23 protein-coding genes are annotated in these 23,662 nt (G+C 74.0%); 8 read left to right on the top strand and 15 right to left on the bottom strand.

The window, feature by feature from the left end; all coding sequences use genetic code 11:
* Positions 1-13: 13 nt before the first annotated feature.
* The 4 genes from ACIPSJ_RS02430 to ACIPSJ_RS02415 are packed head-to-tail and all read right to left on the bottom strand — an operon-like array spanning position 14 to position 5,761.
* Entirely contained in the window at positions 14-1,981 is a 1,968-nt protein-coding gene (locus ACIPSJ_RS02430; RefSeq protein ID WP_401342859.1) for an acetoacetate--CoA ligase, read from the bottom strand.
* Positions 1,978-3,615, bottom strand: a complete 1,638-nt coding sequence (locus tag ACIPSJ_RS02425) for a bifunctional 3-(3-hydroxy-phenyl)propionate/3-hydroxycinnamic acid hydroxylase (protein ID WP_401342857.1) — start codon at positions 3,613-3,615, stop codon at positions 1,978-1,980. The genes ACIPSJ_RS02430 and ACIPSJ_RS02425 overlap by 4 nt, the downstream gene beginning before the upstream one ends.
* Positions 3,616-3,632: 17 nt before the next feature.
* A complete protein-coding gene (locus ACIPSJ_RS02420; RefSeq protein WP_401342855.1) occupies positions 3,633-4,571 on the bottom strand; it encodes a fumarylacetoacetate hydrolase family protein in 939 nt (312 codons plus the stop codon).
* A gap of 32 nt (positions 4,572-4,603) precedes the next feature.
* Positions 4,604-5,761 carry a VOC family protein gene (locus ACIPSJ_RS02415; RefSeq protein ID WP_359223669.1) on the bottom strand — a complete coding sequence of 386 codons (1,158 nt, stop codon included), beginning with the start codon at positions 5,759-5,761 and terminating at the stop codon, positions 4,604-4,606.
* 135 nt (positions 5,762-5,896) lie between these two features.
* Here ACIPSJ_RS02415 and ACIPSJ_RS02410 point away from each other — a divergent pair, with 135 nt between their 5' ends.
* Positions 5,897-6,532: a TetR/AcrR family transcriptional regulator gene (locus tag ACIPSJ_RS02410; protein WP_359223667.1), complete on the top strand. Its 636-nt coding sequence runs from the start codon at positions 5,897-5,899 to the stop codon at positions 6,530-6,532.
* Between the two features lie 8 nt (positions 6,533-6,540).
* Here the strand turns inward: ACIPSJ_RS02410 and ACIPSJ_RS02405 are convergent, their stop codons facing one another.
* Complete coding sequence (locus ACIPSJ_RS02405; protein ID WP_401342852.1) at positions 6,541-7,302, bottom strand: DUF2993 domain-containing protein; 762 nt, start codon at positions 7,300-7,302, stop codon at positions 6,541-6,543.
* Between the two features lie 122 nt (positions 7,303-7,424).
* Entirely contained in the window at positions 7,425-8,045 is a 621-nt protein-coding gene (locus ACIPSJ_RS02400; RefSeq protein WP_401342850.1) for a TetR/AcrR family transcriptional regulator, read from the bottom strand.
* Between the two features lie 202 nt (positions 8,046-8,247).
* Between ACIPSJ_RS02400 and ACIPSJ_RS02395 the strand changes: the two genes are divergently transcribed.
* On the top strand, positions 8,248-9,861 hold the full coding sequence (locus ACIPSJ_RS02395) for an MFS transporter (protein WP_401342848.1): 1,614 nt from the start codon (positions 8,248-8,250) through the stop codon (positions 9,859-9,861).
* A 319-nt stretch (positions 9,862-10,180) separates the two neighbouring features.
* Here ACIPSJ_RS02395 and ACIPSJ_RS02390 read toward each other — a convergent pair whose 3' ends face one another.
* Entirely contained in the window at positions 10,181-11,848 is a 1,668-nt protein-coding gene (locus ACIPSJ_RS02390; protein ID WP_401342846.1) for a PASTA domain-containing protein, read from the bottom strand.
* Between the two features lie 149 nt (positions 11,849-11,997).
* A complete protein-coding gene (locus tag ACIPSJ_RS02385; RefSeq protein WP_401342844.1) occupies positions 11,998-12,663 on the bottom strand; it encodes a TetR/AcrR family transcriptional regulator in 666 nt (221 codons plus the stop codon).
* A gap of 92 nt (positions 12,664-12,755) precedes the next feature.
* Here ACIPSJ_RS02385 and ACIPSJ_RS02380 point away from each other — a divergent pair, with 92 nt between their 5' ends.
* Positions 12,756-13,715 carry a D-2-hydroxyacid dehydrogenase family protein gene (locus tag ACIPSJ_RS02380; RefSeq protein WP_401342842.1) on the top strand — a complete coding sequence of 320 codons (960 nt, stop codon included), beginning with the start codon at positions 12,756-12,758 and terminating at the stop codon, positions 13,713-13,715.
* A gap of 122 nt (positions 13,716-13,837) precedes the next feature.
* Positions 13,838-14,125, top strand: a complete 288-nt coding sequence (locus ACIPSJ_RS02375; RefSeq protein ID WP_355711807.1) for a chaplin — start codon at positions 13,838-13,840, stop codon at positions 14,123-14,125.
* 64 nt (positions 14,126-14,189) lie between these two features.
* Here ACIPSJ_RS02375 and ACIPSJ_RS02370 read toward each other — a convergent pair whose 3' ends face one another.
* The 7 genes from ACIPSJ_RS02370 to ACIPSJ_RS02340 all read right to left on the bottom strand — a co-directional run bounded on the left by ACIPSJ_RS02370 (position 14,190) and on the right by ACIPSJ_RS02340 (position 18,336).
* Complete coding sequence (locus tag ACIPSJ_RS02370; RefSeq protein ID WP_401342840.1) at positions 14,190-15,056, bottom strand: tyrosinase family protein; 867 nt, start codon at positions 15,054-15,056, stop codon at positions 14,190-14,192.
* Positions 15,040-15,534, bottom strand: a complete 495-nt coding sequence (locus tag ACIPSJ_RS02365; RefSeq protein ID WP_359223651.1) for a tyrosinase family oxidase copper chaperone — start codon at positions 15,532-15,534, stop codon at positions 15,040-15,042. The genes ACIPSJ_RS02370 and ACIPSJ_RS02365 overlap by 17 nt, the downstream gene beginning before the upstream one ends.
* A 142-nt stretch (positions 15,535-15,676) precedes the next feature.
* Complete coding sequence (locus ACIPSJ_RS02360; RefSeq protein WP_393793220.1) at positions 15,677-16,201, bottom strand: hypothetical protein; 525 nt, start codon at positions 16,199-16,201, stop codon at positions 15,677-15,679.
* 146 nt (positions 16,202-16,347) lie between these two features.
* Positions 16,348-16,932 carry a vitamin K epoxide reductase family protein gene (locus ACIPSJ_RS02355; RefSeq protein ID WP_401342837.1) on the bottom strand — a complete coding sequence of 195 codons (585 nt, stop codon included), beginning with the start codon at positions 16,930-16,932 and terminating at the stop codon, positions 16,348-16,350.
* The gene (locus tag ACIPSJ_RS02350; protein WP_401342835.1) at positions 16,932-17,432 is read right to left on the bottom strand and encodes a DUF5949 family protein; all 501 of its coding nucleotides are present in this window, start codon (positions 17,430-17,432) and stop codon (positions 16,932-16,934) included. The genes ACIPSJ_RS02355 and ACIPSJ_RS02350 overlap by 1 nt, the downstream gene beginning before the upstream one ends.
* A 153-nt stretch (positions 17,433-17,585) precedes the next feature.
* The gene (locus ACIPSJ_RS02345) at positions 17,586-17,876 is read right to left on the bottom strand and encodes a hypothetical protein (protein WP_355711819.1); all 291 of its coding nucleotides are present in this window, start codon (positions 17,874-17,876) and stop codon (positions 17,586-17,588) included.
* Positions 17,877-18,096: 220 nt separating this feature from the next.
* On the bottom strand, positions 18,097-18,336 hold the full coding sequence (locus tag ACIPSJ_RS02340; RefSeq protein WP_355711821.1) for a chaplin: 240 nt from the start codon (positions 18,334-18,336) through the stop codon (positions 18,097-18,099).
* A 267-nt stretch (positions 18,337-18,603) separates the two neighbouring features.
* On the opposite strand from ACIPSJ_RS02340, the gene ACIPSJ_RS02335 reads away from it, so the two are divergent.
* From ACIPSJ_RS02335 to ACIPSJ_RS02320, 4 genes are read left to right on the top strand one after another with little or no spacing between them, the layout of a single operon-like run.
* Positions 18,604-19,695 carry a DUF3344 domain-containing protein gene (locus ACIPSJ_RS02335; protein WP_401342832.1) on the top strand — a complete coding sequence of 364 codons (1,092 nt, stop codon included), beginning with the start codon at positions 18,604-18,606 and terminating at the stop codon, positions 19,693-19,695.
* A 57-nt stretch (positions 19,696-19,752) separates the two neighbouring features.
* Positions 19,753-20,892 (top strand): glycosyltransferase, encoded by a 1,140-nt coding sequence (locus ACIPSJ_RS02330; protein WP_401342830.1) that lies wholly within the window; start codon positions 19,753-19,755, stop codon positions 20,890-20,892.
* On the top strand, positions 20,889-22,310 hold the full coding sequence (locus ACIPSJ_RS02325; RefSeq protein WP_359222413.1) for an exopolysaccharide biosynthesis polyprenyl glycosylphosphotransferase: 1,422 nt from the start codon (positions 20,889-20,891) through the stop codon (positions 22,308-22,310). The genes ACIPSJ_RS02330 and ACIPSJ_RS02325 overlap by 4 nt, the downstream gene beginning before the upstream one ends.
* A 2-nt stretch (positions 22,311-22,312) precedes the next feature.
* Entirely contained in the window at positions 22,313-23,605 is a 1,293-nt protein-coding gene (locus ACIPSJ_RS02320) for an O-antigen ligase family protein (protein WP_401342828.1), read from the top strand.
* Positions 23,606-23,662: the final 57 nt, after the last annotated feature.

Below are 23,662 nucleotides of genomic sequence, written 5' to 3'. Positions count from 1 at the left end.
GCGCCCCCGCCCCTCACCCGGCCCGCCCCCGCCGGGCCGCTCCCAGGCGGGCGTAGTGGGCGATGAGGTCGGGGGCGTCCACGGTGGCCGGGTCGACGGCCTCCGCCACGGGGGTGCCCTGGAGGAGGCGCTTGACGGGGACCTCCAGTTTCTTGCCGGTGCGGGTGTGGGGGATGCCCGGTACTTCGAGGATCTCGTCGGGGACGTGGCGGGGTGAGGCGCCGCCGCGGATGGCGTCGCGGATCCGGTCGCGGAGGGTGTCGTCGAGGGCCGCCCCGGCGGCGAGGACCACGAACAGCGGCATCCAGTAGCCGCCGTCCGGCTCCTCCGCGCCGACGACCAGGGCCTCGGCGATCTCCGGGAGGCGTTCGACGACGTCGTGGATGTCGGCGCTGCCGAGGCGGACGCCGTTCCTGTTCAGCGTGGAGTCGGAGCGGCCGTGGACGATCACCGAACCGTGCCCGGTGACGGTGATCCAGTCGCCGTGCCGCCACGCACCCTCGTACACCGAGAAGTAGGCGTCGCGGTAGCGGGTGCCGTCCGGGTCGTTCCAGAAGTACAGCGGCATCGAGGGCATGGGGCGGGTGACGACCAGTTCGCCGACCCGGTCCACCACCGGCCGGCCCGCGGAGTCGTACGCGGCCAGCGCCACCCCCAGGTGGGGCGCGGACAACTCACCTGCCCACACCGGGGTGTTGGGCGCGCTGCCCGCGAAGCCGGAGACGACGTCCGTGCCGCCGCTGATGGAGGCGAGCAGGACGTGCCCGCCCACGTGGTCGCGGACCCAGGGGTAGGCGGAGGCGGGCAGGGCGGAGCCGGTGCAGCCGACCACGCGGATCGCGGACAGGTCGTACGCGGACGGGTCGATGCCGAACTTGGCCATGCCCAGCAGGTACTGGGGGCTGGTGCCGAAGACGGTCACCCGGTGCCGGGCGGCCAGCTCCCACAGGGTGTCGGGCTTGGCGAGCGGCGCCGGACTGCCGTCGTAGGTGCAGGTCGTGGCGCCGGTCAGGAGGGTGGAGGCGACCAGGTTCCACATCATCCAGTGGGTGGTGGTGTACCAAAGCAGGCGGTCGCCGGGGCCGAGGTCGGAGTGGAGGCCGAGGGTCTTGAGGTGTTCGAGCAGGACACCGCCGTGGCCGTGCACGATGCCCTTGGGCAGACCCGTCGTACCGGAGGAGAAGACCACCCACAGCGGGTGGTCGAACGGGACCGGGGCGCAGGCGAGTTCCTCGGTGCGGGTGGCCGCGTCCTCCCAGGGGACGACCAGGGTGGGGTACGGCCGCGCGGGCCACGGCAGGCCGACGTGGTCGACCAGCAGGGTCGCCTTCAACGTCGGCAGGGCGCGGGCGAGTTCGAGGACGGCGTCGCGGCGGTCGTGCACAACGCCGTTGAAGAGGTAGCCGTCGGCGGCGACCAGCACGGTGGGTTCGAGCTGGCCGAAGCGGTCGGCGGCGGCCTTCGGCGCGTAGTCCTGCCCGCACACCGACCACACGGCGCCGAGGCTCGCGGCGGCGAGGAACGCGACGATCGCGTGCGGGGTGTTGGGCAGATGGCCGACGACCCGGTCGCCCGGCTCCACCCCCAGGTCGCGCAGGGTGGCGGCGACGGAGGCGACCTGTGCGCGCAGCTGCTTGCCGGTCACCTCGTACGCGGCGCCGGTCTCGGCGAGGGCGACGATCGCGGGCCGGTCGTCGGTGAGGTGCCGCAGGGCGTGGTGGGCGTAGTTGAGGGTGGCGCCGGTGAACCAGCGGGCGCCGGGCATCCGTTCCTCGGCGAGCACCTGTTCGTAGGGCAGGGCGGCCTCGATCCCGAAGTAGTCCCAGACCGCGCCCCAGAAGCCCGCGAGGTCGGTGACCGACCAGTGGTGGAGGCCGGTGTAGTCGGTGCCGTCGAGCCCCGCGTGGCGGGCGAAGTCCACGATGCGGCTGCGCTCGACGGCCTGCGGATCGGGTGTGGTGAAGGGGGCCGGCCGGGTCATCGTGTGGCGCTCCTCGGTGAGGGTGAGGGGGTGGTGTGCAGGAGGGCCGCCCAGGCGGCGGTGTCGGTGAAGGCACGGCCGCCGGCCGGCACGACGTCCAGGACGACACGGTCCGGCCGCAGCAGCACGGCGTCCGCCCGGCCGGCCCGCAGCCAGGCGGCGAGCGTGCCGTCGTCCCCGAACGCGCCGACCGGAACCGCACGCACACCGAGCCCCCGGGCGAGCGCGGCCAGCGCGGGCGCGGGGCCGTCGGCCGCGGTCAGAACGGCGAAGGAGTCACCGAGCACCTCGTCGAACCGGATACGACGGCGGTCGGCGGGCCCTGCGGGACCGGCCTCGGGACCACCGCCCGCACCCCCGTCGGCGCGCACCCACGGCTGTGGGCAGTAGGTGCCGGCGAGGCTCCGGCGGGTGGTGCCGCGGCGGACGAGGGGGCCGGGGGTGAGGGGTGGGCTGAGGTCGCGGCCGGCCAGTGTGGTGAGGCCGGGGATGCGGCAGGCGGCGGCCAGCAGCCGGCGGCGCAGGGGCGCGGCGCCGTCCTGGCCGCCGGTCATGGCCCAGCCCATGGCGACGGCGAGCCGGATCACATGCCGGGCGTGCGGCCTGCGTTCGCTCTCGTAGGTGTCCAGGAGCCGCTCGTCGCCGCCCTGCCGGAGCACGCGGGCCAGCTTCCAGCTGAGGTTGTAGGCGTCCCGCAGTCCCGCGCACAGCCCCTGTCCGACGAACGGCGGGGTGAGATGGGCGGCGTCGCCGAGGAGGAAGACCCGGCCCGCGCGCCACCGGTCGGCGATCCGCGCCCGGAAGGTGTACGGCGTCTCGCGGACGACCTCGAACTCACCGTCGTAGGAGAGCGGCAGCCAGGGCGCGATCAGCTCGCGCAGCGGCCGCTCCGCCCCGGCGAGCTGCCGGAACTCCCAGCGGTAGCGGTCCTCGCCGACCCGCATGAAGGTGGCGGGCAGTTCCGGGTCGCAGACCTGGTCGACGCCGTCCCAGGAGCGGACGTCGGCGGGGGTGCGGACGTCGACGACGGTCCAGCTCTCCTCGAAGCGCAGGTCCTCCCAGACGGCCCCGACGGCCGCGCGGGTGAGGCTGTTGGCGCCGTCGCAGCCGAGCACCGCCTCGGCCCACAGCTCGTGCTCGCCGTCGTCGTCGCGGTAGGCGACCCGGACCGGGCCGGCGGTGTCCGGGCCCACCGCGGTGACCTCGGCGCCGCCGCGCAGCTCGCACTCGGGGCGCCGGGCCAGCTCGGCACGGAGCAGCCGTTCCAGCCGGGGCTGCTCGAACATGCTGGTCTGCGGGTAGCCGTGCGGTCCGTGGCCGGCGCGGCGGAACTCGGCCATCACCCGGTGCCGGGCGTCGAGCAGCCGCAGCCCGTTCCCCGGGCGGGCGATCGCGGCGAACTCCTCCCCGACGCCCGCGGCCTGGAGGATCCGGCGCACCTCGTCGTCGACGACGAGGGCGCGCGGGAGCGGATAGACGTCCCGGTGGCGTTCCAGGAGGACACTGCGGACTCCGCGCCGGGCGAGCAGCAGGGCGGCGGTCACGCCCACCGGCCCGGCACCGACGATCACCACGGGGACGTCAGGCACTACAGGTGCTACGGGCGCTACGGGTACGGCTGGTACGGCGGTCATCTGCGGCTCCCTCGGTCCTAGCGCGCGTCCGTGACGGGGGTGCGCTGCTCGCCGAGGTCGATGAGGCCGTCCGGGGTCGAGATCGTCGCGGTGACCACGTCGCCCGCGCGCAGGTAGCGCGGGTTGCGGGCCTGGCTCCTGAAGAACGCCTTCCACTTCACGGCGGGCGGCAGCAGCGCGCCGAGCTTCTCGACCGCCTTCGGCGGGGCCTTCAGGGCGGTGCCGCCGGGGGTGCCGGTCAGCAGCAGGTCGCCCGCGTCGAGCGCCTGGAAGCCGGCCAGCAGGGTCAGCGCCCGCGCCGGGCGGACGATCATGTCGGCAAGGGTGCGGTCCTGGCGCGGCTCGCCGTTGACGCTCAGCCGCAGCCGCAGATCGGGCAGCCGGTCGAGGTCGCCGGGCTCCAGCAGCGCCAGGTACGGGCCGGTGGGGGTGAAGGTGGGGTACGACTTGCTCTCGTAGAACTGCGTCTTCGTCAGCTGTACGTCCCGGGCGCTGACGTCGTTGGTGACGACGAGTCCGGCGACGTACGACGGCAGGTCCCGTTCCTCGACGACGGCGCCGACGGGCAGGGACGCGCCCATGACCAGGCCGAGTTCGACCTCGTAGTCGAGGAAGCGCACGTGCGGCGGCCGGACGACGGCCTCGGCCGGGCCGCTGACCGAGCCGGACGCCTTGCGGAAGAAGGCGGGCGGGATGTCGCCGGTGAAGCCCGAATCGCGGGCGTGGCTGCGGTAGTTGACCATCTGGGCGACCACCCGGCAGGGGGTGGTGACCGGGGAGAGGGCGACGAGGCCGGCGACGGGTGTGCCGGTCTCGTCCGAGCGGGCCGCCTCCTGGACGGCGGCCCGGTCGGCGATCAGCTCGGCGGTGGTGACGGCCTTGGTGGGGACGGGCACGGCGCGCTCGCCGCGGACGGCCCACCAGCCGTCGGCGGTGCGCAGGACGTTGGTGCTCATGGGGTGGCTCTCTGTAGGTCTGCGGGAGGGGGTCAGGAACGGGCGGCCTTGAGGAGGCCGAGCAGCCGGGCGGGGTCCATCTCGTTGTCGCCGCGCAGCGCCTGGACGACCTCGCGGATCCGCTGCGGGGAGGGGCTCGCACCGAGGAAGTCCCGGGTGGCGGGCGGTCCCCACTGGGCGAGGCCGCTGGTCGACATCGGCGCCCAGCCGGGTTCCACGTCGTGGGAGAACAGGTCGCCGTCGGCGAAGTGCTCCAGCATGAAGCGGTCCGGGTCGCGCCAGTAGTCGAAGAGCTGGCTGCCCTGGATGTGCCGGCCGATGCCCCAGCTGCGCCGGTAGCCGCGCTCCCTGAGGTACTCGCCGCCGGCGGCGATCGCGTCCAGGTCGGTGACCTGGTAGGCGGAGTGCACATAGCCCGTGCCCGGCCCCAGGTGCATGGCCAGCGTGTGGTGGTCGGCCGGTACGCCGCCCAGGTCGCAGCGGAGGAACGCCATGGTCGGGCCCCGGTCGCGCTGCCCGTCCAGGAACAGGAAGTCGGACACGATCATGCCGAGGGTGTCCAGGTACCAGTCCAGGGCCCGCCCGAACACCCGGGTCTCCAGCACCACATGGCCGAGGCGCTGGATCCGGGACGGTTCGCGGGGCGGCCGCTGGGTGGCGTTCGTACGACGGTGATCCGTGCCGGAGTTGAGCAGCAGCGGCCGCTGTTCCGGGAGCGCCGGCAGCGGCTCACCGCCGTGCACCACCCGCACCGGGAAGCCGGACGGGTCGAGCAGGTCGACCGCCTTCCCGCCGCCGGGCTCGTCCGTGTCCCGTACGGCCGCCCCCGTCGCCCGGGACAGGCGGTCCAGGTCGGCCCGCTCGGCGGCCCGGAACGCGGGGCCGATGAACCGGGAGGCGCGGCCCCGGCGGATCACCGTGCAGGGCGGGCCGGCGAAGGTGCCGCGCAGCCACAGCTCGGTGTCGGTGCGGGCGGCGACCCCGAAGCCGAAGTCCCGGGCGAAGACCTCGGCCCGGTCCAGGTCCGGCTTCTCGAACTCCAGCCAGGCCAGGTCCGCCACCTTGATCACGGGGTTCCGGGACCGGCCCGGGTGCTCCCCGCGCAGGGCACCCCGCTCGCTGTGGAGGTCCTGGTGGGCCGTCTTGACGTCGGCCTTGACGCCGGCTTCCGGGACGCGGGTTTCAGACATGGTGCCCTCCGAGCAACATCGCCGTAATGATGAAATCATCAAGTGTGACAGTTACGTCGTCAAGATGTTCCGGCCCGGAAATGATGAATTCATCAGGACTGTGACCGTCATCGCTCTCGCGACTAGACTCCGCGCATGCCTACGTCAGCCCCGCCCAGCAACCGCTTCGAGCGGCGCCGCGCCGAGACCCGTCAGGCGCTGGTGCGCGCGGCCCGGCGGATCCTCGCCGAGACCGGGGACACCGGCGCCAGCATCCAGGCGATCGCCGAGCGCGCGGACGTCGGCTTCGGCTCCTTCTACAACCACTTCGACTCCAAGACGGAGCTGTTCGAGGCGGCCGTGGTGGACGCCCTGGAGGAGTTCGGCCAGACCTTCGACGAGCGGCTGGCCGGGATCGACGACCCGGCGGAGCTGGTCGCGGCGGGTTTCCGGCTGAGCGCCCGGATGGCGGACTCGCACCCGGAGCTGATGCAGGTCCTGCGCCGCCGCGGCCTCGGCCACATCCACAGCGAGAACGGCCTGACCACCCGGGCCGTGCGGGACGTCCAGGTGGGCATGGACTCCGGCCGGTTCACCGTCGTCGACCCGGCCGTCGCCCTGTCCGCGCTCGGCGGCACCCTGCTGTCCCTGGTGGAACTGAGGTTCGCCCGCCCCGAGCTCGACGGCGACGAGGCCGCGGCGAACCTCGCCGAGATGGTGCTGCGCATGCTGGGCGTGCCGCCGGACGACGCCCGCGAGGTGGCCCGGCGCCCGTTGCCCGACGCGGACTGACATCCCCGTCAGCCCGGCCGGAAGGTGACCGACCGCCCGGTGAACCGGGCGTCGATCCCGTCCCGCGCGGTGCTGACCGACCGCAGCCGCAGCCCGTCCGGGACGTTGCGCAGCGGCACCGGCACCGACAGGGCCCGGTCGAGCAGCGCCTTCAGCGGCGGCAGCAGTTCCCCGTCGACCGCGCGGACGTCCGAGAAGGCGACCCGGTTGCCGGCGGCCGCCGAGACCTTCGCACTCACCGTCACCTCCCCGACCAGCGGCACCGTGGCCGTCGCCTCGACCCGCCCCGGCGCGTCCCCCTGGACCACGGTCACCCCGAGCGCGTCCGACACGTCGTCGTACGACAGGAACGCGGTGGCGTCCACCGCACGGGCGCGCGCCTCCTCGGCACTCCCCGAGGTCTCCAGCCCGTCCAGCCCGACCGTCAGCCGCGTCACCGGCAGCGGCCGGTCCGCCCCCTCGGCCGGTATGTCCCGGGCGACCAGATCGACATGGTCCAGCCGCCCGGCGGCGAGCTGCGTCAGCACGGGAAACCCCCGCACATGGACCTCGGGCGGCAACGGCGTCCCCATGCCGTCCTGGAACGCCCTGGCCGTACGGCTCTCCGCGTGCCCGGCGGCCACCCGGTCGACGGCCACGGCACCGAGCAGCAGAACGACCACCGAGGCCACACCGACGAGTTGCCGTCGCCGCTTCGGTGGCGGGGGGCTCGCGTAGACGGAGGCGTCGCCGTAGCAGGGGTCACCGACGGGTTCGTGATCGAGGTACATGGATGTCCTTCCGGAAGATGCAGCGCCCCGAAAGGGGCGCGGGGCTGTGACATATGCGGCTCCGCCGCGCGGGCGCGACCAGCCCCGACGGCGCCGCGCCCAACCGACAACGCATCACGGCCCTACCGCCCCAGCCCCCGCACGCAAGCAACCGCCCGGTCCCGGTCCACGCCCACGGCGACCAGCGCCGCGACCGCCGCTCCCCCACCGTCGTCGGCCCATGTACCGCCGTTCACGCACTCCAGGAGCCCCAGCAGATACCCCTCCAGTGCCCGGCTCATCGGCCCCGCCGGCACCGCCGTCCGGAAGACCCCCGCCCGCTGCCCCCGCCCGATGACCGCCGCTGCCGTCTCCCGCGCGGGCGCGAGCACCTCGGCCACCTTCTCCGCCCCGAGGTCCTGCGGCGCGAGCCGCAGCAGCATCCGGTAGCGGTCGCCGACCGGCCAGACCGCGAGCACGAACCGCGCCAGCGCGGTGTCGGCGTCGGCCTCCCGGCCCTCCCACGTACCGAGCGCCCGCCGCAGCGCCTGCGCGGCGTCCTCCACCAGGCCCGCCACGAGCGCGGCCCGCCCGTCGAAGTGGCCGTAGACCGTGCGGCGCACCACACCCGCCGCCTCGGCGATGTCACCGAGGCTGCTGTCGGGATCGCGGCCGAGTTCCCGCCGGGCCGCCTCCAGGATGCGGTCCCGGGTGAGCCGGCCACGGACCCGCGCCGGGGTGTCCACGACGGGTGCGTCGGTCATGACGGGACCTCCGATCGACGGACGGGAGAACAGGGCCGACACCAGGGCCGGCCAGGCCAGGGCCGGCCAGGCCAGGGCCGGCCAGGCCAGGGCCGGGAACGACTCGATAGTTGCACACCGACGGGCAATAAACTAGTCTGCACACCGATGGGCAATTAACCGCCCTCCCTGCTTCCCCCTACCTCCCGTCGAGGAGCTTTCGATGCCGCTCTCCGTGAAGACACCCGCCGAGAAGACCACGGAGCCCTATCCGCGCCGCTGGTGGGCGCTGCTGGTGCTCTGCCTGAGCCTGCTGATCGTCGTCATGGCGAACACGTCGCTGATCGTGGCGGCGCCGGACATGACGAAGGACCTGGGCCTGAGCAGCAGCGATCTGCAGTGGGTCATCGACGGCTACACCGTCCCCTACGCCGCGCTGATGCTCGTCCTCGGCTCGATCGGCGACAAGTACAGCCGGCGCGGGGCGCTGATCGTGGGTCTGCTGGTCTTCGCGGGCGGCGCGGTACTGGGCAGCCTGGTGGACCGGACGGAACTGGTCATCACCGCCCGCGCGGTGATGGGTGTCGGGGCGGCCGTCGTGATGCCGGCCACGCTCTCCCTGCTGGTGGCGATGTTCCCGAAGGGGGAGCGCGCCCGGGCCATCACCGCCTGGTCGGCCACCTCGGGTCTCGCCATCGCGGTCGGTCCGCTGGCCGCGGGCTGGCTGCTGGCGGACCACGCCTGGGGCTCGACGTTCCTGATGAACGCCCCGGTCGCCGTGGTCGGCGTGGTCGGCGCGCTGCTGCTGGTACCGCCGTCCAAGGCCGAGGGCATGGGCCGGATCGACTACGTCGGCGGACTGCTGTCGATCGTCTCGGTCGGCTCCCTGGTCTACGCGACCATCGAGGGCCCGCACTTCGGCTGGGGCGCCGGCCCGATCGCCGCGGCCGTGGTCGCCGGGGTCGGCCTGGTCGCCTTCGCCGCCTGGGAGCTGCGCCACCCCAACCCCATGCTGAACGTCCGCAAGTTCACCGAGCGCCCCTTCGGCGGCTCCATGCTCGCCGTGCTGTTCTTCTTCTTCGGCACCTTCGGCTCGATCTACTACTCCACCCAGTACCTGCAGTTCGTGCTCGGCTACGACGCCCTGGAGACCGGCGTACGACTGCTGCCGCTGGCCGGTGCCGTGTTCGCCGGCGCCGCGGTGACCGGCCGGGTGGCGCCGAAGCTGGGGGTGAAGGCGGTGGTGGGCATCGGCATGGCGATCGGCACGACGGGCGTCCTCCTGCTGACCCGGGTCGACTCCGGCTCGACGTACGCCGACTTCCTGCCGACCCTGCTGGTGCTCGGCTTCGCGATCGGCCTGAGCCTGTCCCCCGCCACCGACACCATCATGGGCTCCTTCCCCGAGTCCGAACTGGGCGTCGGCGGCGGCGCCAACGACACCGCGCTGGAACTCGGCGGCTCGCTGGGCATCGCCATCCTGGGCTCGCTGCTCGCCACCTCCTACAAGGACAGGCTGAGCGACCTGGTCGGCGGTCAGCTCCCGGCGACCGCGCTGGACACCGCGAAGGACTCGGTGGGCGGCGGGCTCGCCGTCGCCGAGCAGGTCGCGAAGACCCCCGGCGGCGGGGTGCAGCAGGCCCAGGCCCTGGTCGAGGCGGTGCACGAGTCGTTCGCCCACGCCGTCGCCCACACCAGCCTGATCGGCGGCATCATCATGGCCGCCGCGACCATGATCGTCGTCGCCGTCCTGCCCGGCCGCAAGAGCGCGGACCGGCGCCGCCGGGAGGAACCGGCGCCCGCCCCGCAGGAGACCGAGACCGTGGGCGTCGACTGACCCCCACCGAAAGACGGGCCGGACACCGCTCCGGCCCGCACTCCCCCGGAACGGGCTGTGCCTGAGCGGCGCACGGCCCCGGGACGGTGCCGGACGGGGACCCCCCGCCCCCCCGGCACCGTCCCCCTTTCCTTTTCCCGCCCCTCTGCCCAGCCCGCACCCACGGATCCCCCGAACCGCACCCGCACACCCGCACCCGCACACCCGGCCCCGCGCGACCGCGACCCCGGCGGACGCCGACCGCCGACGACGGGGACGCGGCCTCGCCGACGGCCGCACCCCCGCACGCGCCCCCGGAAGGCACACGACCGCCGCCGCCCTAACCCGCCTCGGTCGTCGCCGACTTGGTCGCGGTTCCGTCGGTCGGTGTCGTGCCGGCCGACGACTGTTCGCTCGGCTTCTCGGTGGTGACGACCACGGTGCCGCCCGCGGCGATCTCGCTCCCGGCGGCCGGGCCGCTCGACGTCACCACGGCGTCGGAGTCCTGGGAGTACCCGGTGGCGACGGCGAGTTGAAGGCCGAGCGCGCCCAGTTCGTCGCGGGCCTCGGCGAGGGTCGCGCCGCCGAGGTCGTCGGGTATCCGCACGGTCCGCACGGCCTCGGCCACCTCGACGTCGACCGAGGTGCCCGGCGCGACCCCGGTGCCGGAGGCGGCGCTCTGCCCGATCACGGTCCCGGCCTCGGCACCGCTCTCCACCTCGGTCGTCCGGCCCAGCTCCAGCCCCGCCCCGGCCAGCAGGCTCCGGGCCTCGCTCAGGGTCGCCCCGGTGAGATCCGGGACGGTGGCCTTCGCCGCCTCCTCGGCCGCCGTCGCGGTCGCCGTGGACCCGGGCGCCCGCTTCTTCGGGGCCCCGGTCGAGACCGTGACCGAGACGGCCGCGCCCTTGGCGAGTTCGCCGTCGCCGGGGCTCTGCTCGCAGACACGGCCCCTCGGCTGATCCGCGCAGGGCTCCCGGTCGGCGACGGTGACCGTGAGGCCGACGTTGCCCGCCGTGCTCCGGGCCTGGGCCAGGGTCTGGCCGACCAGGTCGGGGACGTCGGTCCGGCCGTCGTCGGCCGTACCGCGCCCGAACATGTACCAGCCGAGGACGAGCCCCAGGGTGACGACGCCCGCACCCGCGACGGCCAGCGCGACGGTCCCGCCCCGCCGCCCGCCCGCCGCCCGCTCCCCCTCCTCCCCCTCCTCCCCCTCCTCGCCTTCCCCGCCTTCCCCGCCTTCCTCGTGCGGGCCGACGGCCGCCACCGGCGGCGCCCCGAGACACGCCTCTACGTCGGCGAGCATCTCCTGCGCGGACCGGTAGCGGAACTCCTGGTCCTCCGTCAGCGCGCGCAGCACGATCGCGTCCGCCTTCGACCGGTCCGTCTCCGCCGTGGCCGGGTCGCCCGTGAACGGCGGGCACAGGGTGAGCAGTTCGTACAGCAGACAGCCGGTGGCGTACAGGTCGGAGCCGGCGTCGACGTCGTACCGCGCGGTCCCGAAGTCCCGCACCTTGACCCGGCCGGCAGAGGTCAGCATGACGTTGGCCGGTCTGATGTCACCGTGCGCGATGCCGCAGTGATGGGCGTGGGCGAGGGCCCGCAGGACGCCGGCCGTGATCTCCAGCGCGTGCCCGACACTCGGCGGCGGCTCCGTGTACAGGGCCTCCCGCAGGGTCGTGCCGTCGACGTACTCCGTCACGAGGTACGGCAGCCCGACGCCGTGGACCGGATGTTCGCCGGTGTCGTACACGGCGGCGACGGCAGGGTGGTTGAGCGAGGCCGTGGACCGGGCCTCGCCGCGAAACCGTTCCTGGAGCAGCGAGTCGTGGACGAGGTCGGCGCGCAGCGTCTTCACGGCGACCGGGCGGTCCAGCCGGAGGTCGTGGGCGAGGTACACCTGGGTCATGCCCCCCGAGCCGAGCAGTCGGCGCAGTTCGTAGCGGCCGCCGAGGACGGCCGCCCGCACGGGCGGGGAGAAGGTCGGGTCGTGTGGTCCGCCGAAGGTCACTGCGCTTCTCCGTCACGAGGGGAAAGTACGGCAAGATAATTGCACATGCGCGGGTAACTAAAGAAGGGGCGGCACAGACGACGAGACCCCGGTGCCGATGCACCGGGGTCTGTTCTGCTTCCTTCGGGTCCGCGGCCGGGCCGCCAGGCTCAGCCGCCGTCGGCGGCGGTGTCCTCCGGCGTGTCCTCCGGCGCGGTCTCGGCGGCGACGGCGTCGACGACCGCGCGGGCCTCCCGCTCCGGGACCCCGGCCGCGATGAGCGTGGCGGCGGCGACCCGTGTGCCGTCGTCCTCGAACGCCCCGGTGTTGACCTCTTCCAGCAGGGCGATCGTCATCGCCTCCAGGGCCGCGCTGAGCACCGCGGGCGGCAGATGGGGATGGAAGACGCCCTCCCGCTGTCCCCGCTCCACGATGGCGGTGGCCCGGATCCGGGCGGGTGCGAGGACCTCGGTGACCCGCTCCGGGCCCAGGTCCCGCTGGGCGAGGGCGAGCAGCATCCGGTAGCGGTCGCCCACCGGCCACAGCGACAGGGAGAAGCGCGCGAGCGCCCGTTCGGCCGGCTCCGCCGTCTCCGCCCCCGAGGCCACGGCGGCCTGCAGCGTCTCGGCGGCCTCCTCGGCCAGCGCCTCCAGGAGCGCGGCCCGCCCGGGGAAGTGCCCGAAGAGGGTGCGCCGTACGACACCGGAGGCGCGGGCGAGTTCCTCCAGGGTGATGTCGGGGTTGCGCCCGAGTTCCTGGCGGGCGGTGGCCAGAATGCGCGCCCGGTTGGACCGTGCGTTGCGTCGCTGCGGCACGCGGCCGACGGGCTGGGACACGGTACGACCTCGATGAAGACCGGACGGACAACGGGCGCCCTCATTCTGACACGCACCCCGGAACGCTCCGTGGTGGCCGGTACGGTGGAGCAATGCGTCTTCGGTGTGCGGTGCTGGACGACTTCCAAGGGGTGGCCGGGGATTTCGGGGACTGGTCGGCCCTGTCCGGCGAGGTCGAGGTCGTCTCGCTGCGCGAGCACCTCACCGGCGAGGACGAACTCGCCGCCGCCCTCGCCGGCTTCGACATCGTCGTCACGCTCCGCGAGCGGGTTCCCTTCCCCGCCTCCCTGCTGGACCGGCTGCCGCAGCTCCGGCTCCTGGTCGCCTCCGGCATGCGCAACACCGTCATCGACTACGCGGCCGCCGAGGCGAACGGGGTCACCGTCTGCGGTACCGCCAGCTCCTCGGCACCGCCGGTCGAACTGACCTGGGCGCTGCTGCTGGGGCTGGCCCGCTCGGTGGTCCGGGAGAACCAGAACCTGCGCTCCGGCGGCCCCTGGCAGTCCACCGTCGGCGCCGATCTGCACGGCCGCCGACTGGGGCTGCTCGGCCTCGGGAGGATCGGCGGCCAGGTCGCCCGGGTCGGGCTCGCCTTCGGGATGCGGGTGAGCGCCTGGAGCCAGAACCTCACCAAGGAGCGCGCGGAGGAGGTCGGGGTCGAACCCGCGCCGAGCAAGGAGGACCTGCTGGCCACCAGCGACTTCGTCTCGGTCCACCTGGCGCTCGGCGACCGTACGCGGGGACTGCTCGGGCCCGCCGAGTTCGCCCTCCTCAAGCCCACCGCCTACCTCGTCAACACCTCCCGCGCGGCCATCGTCGACCAGGACGCCCTGCTCGCCGCCCTGCACGAGGGCCGGATCGCCGGTGCCGGCGTCGACGTCTTCGACCTCGAACCGCTCCCGGCCGGCCACCCGATGCGCACCGCCCCCCGCCTGCTGGCCACCCCCCACCTCGGCTACGTCTCCTACGCCAACTACACGACGTACTACGGCCAGGCGGTGGAGAACATCCGCGCCTTCCTGGCGGGCTCCCCGCTACGACAGCTGCCGTGATCCCGGCCCTTGGAGTGATCGTCCCGTGATCGGCGTGACCAGGTGCAGGTCGCGGCGTTGAACGGGGAGTGCGGCGGCTGGTCCTGCCGCCGCACTCCCCGAGCAACAAGAAGGAGAACGTGATGTCTCGCATCGCGAAGGCTGCCGCCGTCGCCCTCGGCACCGGCGCTGTGGTGATCGGCGGGGCCGGCCTGGCCCTGGCCGACGCGGGTGCCAACGGCGAGGCCGTCGGCTCGCCCGGCGTGCTGTCCGGGAACGTCATCCAGGTCCCGGTCAACATCCCGGTCAACCTGTGCGGCAACACCATCGACGTGGTCGGCCTGCTGAACCCGGCGTTCGGCAACACCTGCGTCAACAACGGCCACCACGACAAGGGCGGCGACAACAAGGGTGGCGGCTACGGCCACTGAGCCACCGCACACGGAAGAGCCCCGGCGCCCATGGCACCGGGGCTCTTCCCGTCTCCAGAGCGCCTCAGCCGTACCGGTAGATCCGGCTCACGTCCTCCAGCGACTCCGGGGTGACGTCCCACGGCGGCAGCTTCTCGCGGCGGGCGACGATCCGGTCGTGCTGGGGGTCGGCGACGCCCGGCGGGGCGGCCGGCAGGTAGCGCGGCCCGCGGTGCCGGGCCTTCCAGCGCTCCCACTGCAGGTCGATGAAGGCGTGGTGGAACCAGAAGACGGGGTCGTTGACGGAGGCCCCGCCGAGCATCGCGCCGCCGACCCAGCGGTGCACCCGGTTGTGGTTGTGCCAGGACGCGCTGCCGCTGCCGGTCCCCCAGCCCTCCAGCTTGTTGCGGAAGCCGCGGGTGACGGTCGAGTCCCAGGGCGCGACGTCGTAGGTGGGGTCGTCGAGCGCCCAGCCGAGCTCCGCCCGGGTGGGCAGCTGGAGGGGATCACGGGCGCGGCCGAGGTCGCGGGCGAGGAACGCGCCGTCGGTGATGCCCTCCTTGATGGTCCAGTGCCCGGCCGAGTAGGCGAACGGGCCGGTCATCACCTGCTGGTCCCGGGCCCGGCCGTTCCCGCCGAGCAGGTCCTTGGTCCAGGGCACGGAGGTCCGGGTGCGGTCCCGGGTCCAGTCCCAGTACGGCACGGTCAGCGATGAGTCCACCCGGCGCAGGGCACGCTCCAGGTCCAGCAGGAAGCGGCGGTGCCAGGGCAGGAAGGACGGCGCCATATGGGCGGCGCGCAGCCCGTCCTCGCCGTCGGAGGTGTAGTACTCGATGTGCGTCCGCACGAACTCGTCGTACTCGCCCCGGCGTTTGACCTCCAGGAACGCCTTCACCAGCCGCTTGCGCTCGCCGGCCGTCAGCCTGCTGACGTCCTTACGCGTGTACGCCATGGTCGCCCCCCATGTTCATGTGTCCACCGCCCATCGGTCCCGGAGCCAGGTCGCGCAGCCGCTGCCCGGGCCCGATCTCGTCGACGGCCGCCCGGGCCGCCTCCAGCGGGGTCGGGTACGAGCTGTAGTGGTCGACCATGCTCAGCCAGGTGCCGTCGGCCCGGCGCATCAGATGCAGCGGCCGGCCGTCCACCGTGACCTGCCACTCGCCGCCCGCCGCGGCCCGTCCCGCCGCGGGCACCAGGACGCCCCGGATCCGGCGGCCCCGGTAGGTCTCGTCGAAGGAACTGCCCGCGGGCCCGTCCACCGAGGGCACCGGGCGGGAGGCGGCGACCACCGGGGCGAGCGCCAGCGCCGCCGCGGAGGCGAACAGCCCCCGGGTCACCTCGCGCCGCGTGGGTCTGCCCGCCCCGGCTCTGTCCGGCTGCCCGGCCCCGGGCTCCGCGCCCACCGCCACACCACCGACTCCGACGACCATGCTCACTCCTCGTACGGTTCACCGACCACTGTCGGTACCGGTAACCGTCCGAGGGGCCGCCCGGTCACCGCCGCGCCGCCATCCGGTGCACGGCGGGTCCGAAACGGCCGTGTACGCGAAGGCAGTTAGGGGGTTTCGGCGGCTACAGACCGGGTCCGGCGCCCAGGTCGCCGCCGGCGACGGTCTGGACGACCGGGGCGAGCAGGCCCACCTCGGGCTGCTTCAGGCCGGGCAGGCCGAAGTTGTTCGGGTTCGGCGCGGTGAGCGGGGCGTCCACCGACAGGCCGGGGGCGAGGGTACGCAGGTCGCCGGCGGGGGCGGAGACGCCGACGTGGTCGAAGCGGTCGCCGAGGACGTGCGGGAGCGGGGCGCGCAGGTCGACGCCGGGCAGTCCGCCGCTGAGCGGCAGCTGGGGCAGCGCGCGGTCCGGGAGGAGGTGGCCCTCGACGTAGCGCGGGCCCTCGGGGGCGCCGGGCATCAGCAGCGGCAGCTCCATGCCGAGCTTGGGCACCTCCATGTTGAGGGACTTCTCGACGCCGTCCAGGGGCACGGGGATCGGGACCGTGCCGGCCGCGGCGGCGGGCACGGCGGCGGCGCCCACGGCTGCCACAGCGGCCGCGACTCCCGTGACGGCGGCGGCGAGGGTTCCTCGGGTGGTCGGCTTCATGTCAGGTACGGGCCCTTTCCGGAGCGAGGGAGAACGAGGGGGGAGCGACGTCCGTACCGGGTAACGAGCCGGAAAACGGCATCAGTTCACAATTCGCCCGGGTGCAGCATTAGTCGGCTGGTCACCCATCCCGTTCATCCCATTCATCAGCTCGTCCAGAAGTCCCACCAACGGGTCAGGACCAGCATGCCGACGACACCGATGTGCAGCAGCGGAAGCACCCAGGTGAACTCGCCGAGGAACGCGCGCAGCCACCGCGGCGCGGGCAGGAAGCGGTGGCGTACGGCGAAGGAGGTGACGTACCAGAACAGCACGATGGTGGCGACCCAGGCCAGGCAGCACCACAGGCACAGCGCGTCGATCCGGTACAGCGACTCGAACTGCAGCCAGGAGACGAAGCCGACGCCGAACAGGCAGCCGGCGTCGAAGGCCAGCCAGTACCAGCCGGGGAAGCGGGCGCCGGCCAGCAGGCTCATGCCGACGCAGATCACCACGCCGTAGGCCACCAGGCCCAGCATCGGGTTGGGGAATCCGAACGCCGAGGCCTGGTCGCTCTTCATCACGCTGCCGCAGGACACCACGGGGTTCAGGCTGCACCCGGGGACGAAGCGCGGGTTCTCCAGCAGCTTGAACTTGTCGAGGGTGATGACCCAGGAGGCCAGCAGTCCGGCCGCGCCCGCGATCACCGTCAGCAGCGCGAACCCCCGGCCGGCGCCCGCGGTGCCGGACATCAGCCGCGCAGGCTGCGGGCCGGCAGCACGACGTGCGCGGCGGCCGTCAGGGTCTCCTCGGCTCCCGCGAACTCCTTGAGCGCCTCGGGGGTGACGGGCCTGCCGGGCTGGGCCTCGGGCCAGGGGCGGGTGGTGAACACCAGGTAGGCGTAGCCGCGTTCGCCGACGGCGGCGAGCCACTCCTCGGGCGTGGGGCACTGGGCGTTGAGCGGGGCCAGATTGAGGACGGCGACACCGGACTGGACGAGCAGGGTGACGGGCAGGCTGGGCCGGGCGGTGCCGTCGACGAGGTCGCCGCCGACCGGCAGTCCGTTGTTCTCCAGCAGCGCCGCGACGGCGGCCGTCGCGGCCTCGGGGCCGGCGGCGGAGTCACCGAGGGGATAGACCAGCAGATAGGGCATGTCGGTGCCGTCGGGGGCCTCGCCGCTCCAGGCCAGCATGACGAGCGTGCCGAGGTCGGCGGCGCGGAAGGGGCGGGTCGCGCTTGGGGTTGAGGTCACCGCGCGACCCTATCGACGGGCCGCCGGGCGGCCGGGCGGACGCTCACCCGACCGGCGGACCCGGGCGGCCCCCGCCACCCGAACGAGGGACACCTCTCGACGTCTCGAACGGTGTCCCTCGAACGGCCCTGCGGCGGGCCCGGCCTGCTCGTCTCAGCCCTGCAGGGGCAGGCCGCCGAGCAGCGGGTTGTGCTGGTTCAGGCTGCCGGCCGCGCCCTTGACGGTGCTGAGCACGGAGTCCTTGTTCTCGGTGTCGAGCGCGTTGGACTGGTGCTGCAGGGGCATCGCCTGGTTCAGGTCGATGGGGCCCTTGGTGAGCGTGTTCACGGCGCCGTTGAGGCTGGAGGGCGTGAGGTCGGCGGTGCTGTACGCGAACGCGGGCGCGGCGACGCCGGCGAGAGCCACGGAACCGGCGACGACGGCGGCGGCCTTGAGGGACTTCATCGTGTTCCTTTCTTCGGCGACTTTCGGCAACGCAAGCCACCTGCGGAAATGCTGACGCCGTACCTAACGACGCCCTCGCGGGCCGGAAACCCCGCGCCCGGAAGACATATGAGATCCCCCGAGGGAGTCCGGCGCGGCCACCAGCCCTCGGGCAGAAAACCGGCCGTCCGCCCGCGCGGGATGCGTGGGCGGACGGCCGGCGAAGGGAACTGCTGTCGCGTCAGTCGTTGACGCAGGTGTTGCCGAACGCGGGGTTCAGCAGGCCGATCACGTTGATGGTGTTGCCGCACACGTTGATCGGCACGTGGATCGGAACCTGGATCACGTTGCCGGACAGCACACCCGGGGAGTGCGCGGCGACGGCGTTCGCACCGCTGTCGGCGGCAGCCACACCGGCGCCGCCGGCGACGGCCGCGACGGCGGCGGTGGACAGGACCAGGCCCTTCGCGATACGCGACATGGAGAGGTACTCCTTGGGATCGAAACAAACATCCGGGCGGATGCCCAGCGCTGTGTCAACGCGCGGCACCGGCCCGGGTTGTGCCGCCAAAGGAGTGATCTCCCGAGAGGCCGCCTTCACCATTCCGACACACTTGTCCGGTTTCAATGGATTAGTACGGATAGCGACTAGAGTTGCGGGTCTCCTGACTTACCCGTACGGGCATCCCGTCGCACTCTTCCCGCCTCCCCCGCCTCCCCCTCCTCTCCCGAAAGGGCGAAGCCGGCCATGCGCAATCCCCTGGGCCCGCTGCTGTGCCGTGCGTCGGCGAGCGCGCTCGCCCTCGCCGCGATCTGGGCCCCGGGCGTTGCCCGGGCGACCGCCCCGCCCGCCGGCGAGTCCCCGCGCATCCCCTTCGCCGAGCGCTACCACGCGGTGCTGCACGGCGGTTTCGCCCGCGCGGCCAACGCCACCATCAGCTGCCGTACGACGAACGCCGCGCCCTCCGAGCCGCCCTGCGCGGCCGCGCGCGAGGGCCGGGTCCCGGCGGTGAACGGGAACTTCGACATGTTCTACGTCGACGTGGACGACGACCCGAACACCTACGACTCCTCCCGCGCCGAGGTGCTGCTGCCTGCGGGCTCCCGGGTCACGTACGCGCGGCTGTACTGGGGCGGCAATCTGCTGGTGGGCGAGCAGAAGCCGGCCAAGGACGACAAGCGGGTGCTGATCGCCGAACCCGGCGGCCAGTACAAGGAGTTGCTCGCCGACACCGTGGTGGGCCACCGGGTGGGCGGTGGCGCCGACGCCTTCCAGGCCTCCGCGGACGTCACCCGCCTGGTCCGGTCGAGCGGCTCCGGCCTGTGGACGGTCGGTCAGGTGAACACGGCCATGGGGAAGTCCCGGCCCGGTGCCTGGGGCGGCTGGACGCTGGTCGTGGCGTACGAGAACCCGGCCGAACCACTGCGCGCGCTCTCCCTCTGGGACGGCTTCGACTCCCTCGGCACCCCGGCCGAGGTACGGCTGAACGGGCTACATGTCCCGCGTGGCGCCGGCGGCCGGGTGGGCCTGGTGGCCTACAACGGCGACCGGGGCACCACCGGCGACTCGCTCACGTACGCCACCGCCGACCAGACCCCCCTCCCCCTGGGCGACCCCGCCGACCCGGCCGACGACGTACTCAACTCCACGATCAACGAACCCGGCCCGGTAAGCGCCCGGCGTGAACCGGCGTACGCCAACACGCTCGGCTACGACTCGGATGTGTTCGATCTAGGTACTGGTCTCGCGCAGGGCGGTGACCAGCCGACCTTCCGTCTCGTTTCCCAGCGCGACGCGGCGTGGGCGGGCGCGCTCTTCGCCGCCGTGGACGTGCAGTAGTGCGGCGCGTTCCCGCCCGCAGTCCCGAGCGCCCCCCGTGAGCGAGGAATCCCGCGTATGCACCGATCAGCACCCGACCCTCGGCCACGGGTCCTCCACCTGACGCAACCCGTCGAGGGCGGGGTGGCCCGAGTGGTCCTGGACCTGGCGAAGGCCCAGCTCACGGCCGGTCTGCGGGTCACGGTGGCCTGCCCCGGCGGCGAACTGGCCGCGAGCGCGCGGGACCTGGGCGCCGAGGTGCGCCCCTGGCAGGCCGAGCGCTCCCCGGGCACCGGCCTGCGGGACGAGGTACGACGGCTCGCCCGCCTCCTCGACGAGGTACGGCCCGAACTGCTGCACGCCCACAGCGCCAAGGCGGGCCTCGCCGGCCGGCTGGCCGTGCGCGGGCGCGTCCCGACCGTGTTCCAGCCGCACGCCTGGTCCTTCGAGGCGGTCGGCGGGGCCACCGCCGCGCTGGCGCTGCGCTGGGAACGGTGGGGCGCGCGCTGGGCGCACCAGGTGGTGTGTGTCAGCGAGGCCGAGCGGGCGACCGGCGTACGCGCCGGTGTCCGCGCCCCGTATGCCGTCGTACCGAACGGCATCGACACCGAACGCTTCACCCCCGGCGCCTCCCCGCACGGCCGGCCGGGGCCCCTGGTGGTCTGTGTCGGGCGGCTGTGCCGGCAGAAGGGCCAGGACCTGCTGCTGCAGGCCTGGCCCGAGGTGCTGCGCCGGGTGCCCGACGCCCGGCTGGCCCTGGTCGGCGACGGACCGGACCAGGAGGCGCTGCGCCGGATCGCCCCCGCCTCCGTCGAGTTCCCGGGCGCCGTCACCGACGTCCTCCCCTGGTACCGGGCCGCCGACCTGGTGGTGCTGCCCTCCCGCTGGGAGGGCATGGCGCTGGCCCCGCTGGAGGCGATGGCCTGCGGGCGGCCGGTCCTGGTCACCGATGTCGACGGCGCCCGCGAGAGCCTGCCGTCCGCGCACGCCGCGCACTGCCTGGTCCCGCCCGGGCGGCCGGGCGTGCTGGCCGGGGCCGTCGCCGGGCTGCTGCTCGACCCGGGGCTGCGCGCGTCGCTCGGCGAGCGGGGGCGCCGGCACGTCCTGTCCACGCACGATGTGCGGCGCACGGCGCAGGCGGTCGCGGGGCTGTACCGCGAACTCCTCGGCGGGCGGCCGCTGGTGTCCTTCGAGTGCAGGGAGTCCATCCACTCGTGACCGCGGAAAGCACCGTCCCCTCCCCCGGCGCGCAGCCGCGGGACCACGGACTCTCGCCCGTCTCGGTCCTCCCGCCGCGCGCCGCCGGCGGCTTCCGGTTCCCGCTGCGGCGGCCGCCCGCGCGGCCCGCCTCCCCGGCGCCGCTGCTCGCCGCCGACCTGTGTGCCGCGCTGCTCGGCGCGGCCGCGCTCGACCAGGCCACCCACCGGCCCGTCCTGGTCGGGCTGCTGATGTCCGGGGCGATACTGCTGCGCCCGCCCTCGACCCGGCGGGTGGCCGGCGTCCTCGACGAACTCCCCTCCGTCTGCGGCCGGATCGCCGTCGTCTGGCTGGGCCTGGCCGCGGTCGTCGCCGCCTGGAACCCGGACCGCGCGCTGTCCGCCCGCGCCCTGCTGCTGGGCTTCGCCCTGCACACGGTGGCGGCCTGCGCGGGCCGCGGCCTGGTGCACTCGCGGCGCCGCCTGGCCCTGCTGCGCCGGCCGCGCGCCGCCCTGGTCATCGGCCCCGCCGCCACCGCCCAGCGGGTCGCCGCCGCGGTACTGCGCCACCCGGGCTGCGGGGTACGCCCGGTCGGCGTGGTCGCCGAGCACCCCGAGGGCCCCGCGGGGCTGCCCGTGCTGACCAGCGGCGAGGAGGTCGAGCGGGCCCTCATCCAGAACGGCGTCCGGGCCGTCCTCGCCGTCCACCCCGCCGTCCGCACCGAACAGGGCCCGCTGCTGCGGGCGCTGGCCGAGTCGGGCTGCGTGGTCTGGGAGGTCGACGCGGACTCACCGGCGTACGAGATGCGCGACCAGCTCGCCGGGTTCTCCTGCCGAAGGCTGGAGATGGGCTCGCGGCGGCGCGGCAGCATCGGCAAGCGGGTCCTCGACATCGCCGTCTCCGGGTCGGCGCTGGTCCTGGTCAGCCCGCTGCTGCTGGTGTGCGCGGCGGTGCTCCGGCTCACCGACGGGCCGGGCGTCGTCTTCCGGCAGGAGCGCATCGGCAAGGACGGCCGCCCCTTCACCCTGCTGAAGCTGCGCACCCACCGCCCGGTCGACGAGCACGAGGCCGCCACCCGGTGGAGCGTCGCCGGCGAGATCCAGATGAGCCGCTTCTGCCGCTTCCTGCGCCAGACCTCCCTGGACGAGCTGCTCCAGCTGTGGAACGTGCTCTGGGGCGACATGAGCCTGGTCGGACCGCGCCCCGAACGGCCGTACTTCGTCGGCCAGTTCAGCCAGAGCTACCCGGGTTACGCGGCCCGCCACCGGATGCAGACCGGCATCACCGGACTCGCCCAGATCAACGGGCTGCGCGGCGACACCTCGATCGAGGACCGGGCCCGCTTCGACAACGCCTACATCGACAACTGGTCGCTGTGGCAGGACATCTGCATCCTGCTGCGCACCGCGGCCGCGCTCGTGCGCTCGACGGGGAGCTGACGATGAGCTTCGCACTGTCCCCGGCCCGGCCGCTGCGGCTGCCCCCGGTGCTGGCCGCGGTCGCGGTGCTCGCGGTCCTCGCGCTGCCGCTCGCGGCGGGCGGCGACGGGGAGAGCGGGGCCGGACCGGCGGACGCGGTGTCCGCCCTGGTGGTGCTGTACGCCGCGCTGCGGGCGGTACGGGAACGGCGGCGGCCGCTGTCGGCGACGGCCGCGGTGGTGCTGGGCATGCCGGTGGCGGGACTGGCCGTCGCGGCCATGGGCGCGGCCTCGCCGGGGGCGGGACTGACCGGCCTCGGCCGCTATCTCCAGGTGTTCGTGCTGGTCCCGGCCGCGGTCGTGCTGCTGGTCCGCGACCGGGCCGACTTCCGGCTGCTGGCCTGGTCGTTCGTGGGACTCGCGGTCTGGCAGGGAGCGGTCGGCGTGCACCAGTACGTCACCGGGACCGGGGCGTCGTACCAGGGCGAGCTGATCCGCGCGGTCGGCACGTTCGGGCCGCAGGACGTGATGGGCATGGCGACGGTCGTGTCCTTCGGGCTCGTCTGCGCGCTGGGCCTGGCGCTGGGCCGTGCGCCGGTACGGCAGCGGGTGGCGGCGGGCGCGTGCGCACTCGGGCTGCTGCTGCCGCTGGCCGTGTCCTTCAGCCGCGGGGCCTGGATCGCGACCGTGCTGACCTGCGCGGTCCAGCTGGTCCTTGCCGGGCCGCGGCGGGCGCTGAAGGTGGCCGCGGTCGCGGTCGCGGCGGGCGTGGTGCTGGTCGGGGGCTTCGGGATCGGTACGGCGATGCTCCAGGAGCGGCTCAGCAGCATCGGGCAGGTGACCGACGCGCCGGACCAGTCGGTGGTCGACCGGTACACGTTGTGGGCGGCGGCGACCGGGATGTGGCGCCAGCACCCCGTGACCGGCGTCGGTCTGAAGAACTTCCCCGCATACCGGGACGGGCACGCGTCGCTGGCGCTGTCCTCCGGGAGCGACACGGAGGGGGCGGGGGCGGCGTTCCGGAAGCAGCCGCTGCTGTCGCCGCACGACATGTATCTGCTGGTCCTCAGCGAGCAGGGGCTGCTCGGGCTGCTGGCGCTGGCGGGCAGCTGGCTGGCCTTGCTGGTGTGCGGGCTGCGGGGGCTGTGGCGGGTGCGGGGCGGTGCCGGGCTCGACTGTGCGCTGGTGGGGTGCGGGTTGCTGATCTGGCAGCTCGTCGACTTCGCGTACGCCGACATCGGGGGGCCGTCGACCGTGCTGACGGCGGTGGTGTTCGGGGTGGTGGCGTGGTGGGCGTTGGTGGGGGCGGCCGAGTAATGCAAGGGGTGCAGGGGTCGGATGTCGACCGCGGGTCGGTGGGGGCTGGGCGCGCCC

Source organism: Streptomyces sp. NPDC090088, from assembly GCF_044747345.1.
In the GTDB taxonomy this organism is placed as follows: domain Bacteria; phylum Actinomycetota; class Actinomycetes; order Streptomycetales; family Streptomycetaceae; genus Streptomyces.
Note: the sequence above shows the minus strand (reverse complement) of the source record. Positions and strands in the feature narration are given on the sequence as shown.

Bases quoted from the DNA above. Each gene is read 5' to 3' on its own strand.
- ACIPSJ_RS02370 (WP_401342840.1), bottom strand. From the start codon at position 15,056: ATGGCGTACACGCGTAAGGACGTCAGCAGGCTGACGGCCGGCGAGCGC.
- ACIPSJ_RS02410 (WP_359223667.1), top strand. From the start codon at position 5,897: ATGCCTACGTCAGCCCCGCCCAGCAACCGCTTCGAGCGGCGCCGCGCC.
- ACIPSJ_RS02430 (WP_401342859.1), bottom strand. From the start codon at position 1,981: ATGACCCGGCCGGCCCCCTTCACCACACCCGATCCGCAGGCCGTCGAG.
- ACIPSJ_RS02380 (WP_401342842.1), top strand. From the start codon at position 12,756: ATGCGTCTTCGGTGTGCGGTGCTGGACGACTTCCAAGGGGTGGCCGGG.
- ACIPSJ_RS02420 (WP_401342855.1), bottom strand. From the start codon at position 4,571: ATGAGCACCAACGTCCTGCGCACCGCCGACGGCTGGTGGGCCGTCCGC.
- ACIPSJ_RS02320 (WP_401342828.1), top strand. From the start codon at position 22,313: ATGAGCTTCGCACTGTCCCCGGCCCGGCCGCTGCGGCTGCCCCCGGTG.
- ACIPSJ_RS02365 (WP_359223651.1), bottom strand. From the start codon at position 15,534: ATGGTCGTCGGAGTCGGTGGTGTGGCGGTGGGCGCGGAGCCCGGGGCC.
- ACIPSJ_RS02355 (WP_401342837.1), bottom strand. From the start codon at position 16,932: ATGTCCGGCACCGCGGGCGCCGGCCGGGGGTTCGCGCTGCTGACGGTG.
- ACIPSJ_RS02395 (WP_401342848.1), top strand. From the start codon at position 8,248: ATGCCGCTCTCCGTGAAGACACCCGCCGAGAAGACCACGGAGCCCTAT.
- ACIPSJ_RS02400 (WP_401342850.1), bottom strand. From the start codon at position 8,045: ATGACCGACGCACCCGTCGTGGACACCCCGGCGCGGGTCCGTGGCCGG.
- ACIPSJ_RS02415 (WP_359223669.1), bottom strand. From the start codon at position 5,761: ATGTCTGAAACCCGCGTCCCGGAAGCCGGCGTCAAGGCCGACGTCAAG.
- ACIPSJ_RS02375 (WP_355711807.1), top strand. From the start codon at position 13,838: ATGTCTCGCATCGCGAAGGCTGCCGCCGTCGCCCTCGGCACCGGCGCT.
- ACIPSJ_RS02425 (WP_401342857.1), bottom strand. From the start codon at position 3,615: ATGACCGCCGTACCAGCCGTACCCGTAGCGCCCGTAGCACCTGTAGTG.
- ACIPSJ_RS02330 (WP_401342830.1), top strand. From the start codon at position 19,753: ATGCACCGATCAGCACCCGACCCTCGGCCACGGGTCCTCCACCTGACG.
- ACIPSJ_RS02360 (WP_393793220.1), bottom strand. From the start codon at position 16,201: ATGAAGCCGACCACCCGAGGAACCCTCGCCGCCGCCGTCACGGGAGTC.
- ACIPSJ_RS02340 (WP_355711821.1), bottom strand. From the start codon at position 18,336: ATGTCGCGTATCGCGAAGGGCCTGGTCCTGTCCACCGCCGCCGTCGCG.
- ACIPSJ_RS02345 (WP_355711819.1), bottom strand. From the start codon at position 17,876: ATGAAGTCCCTCAAGGCCGCCGCCGTCGTCGCCGGTTCCGTGGCTCTC.
- ACIPSJ_RS02335 (WP_401342832.1), top strand. From the start codon at position 18,604: ATGCGCAATCCCCTGGGCCCGCTGCTGTGCCGTGCGTCGGCGAGCGCG.
- ACIPSJ_RS02405 (WP_401342852.1), bottom strand. From the start codon at position 7,302: ATGTACCTCGATCACGAACCCGTCGGTGACCCCTGCTACGGCGACGCC.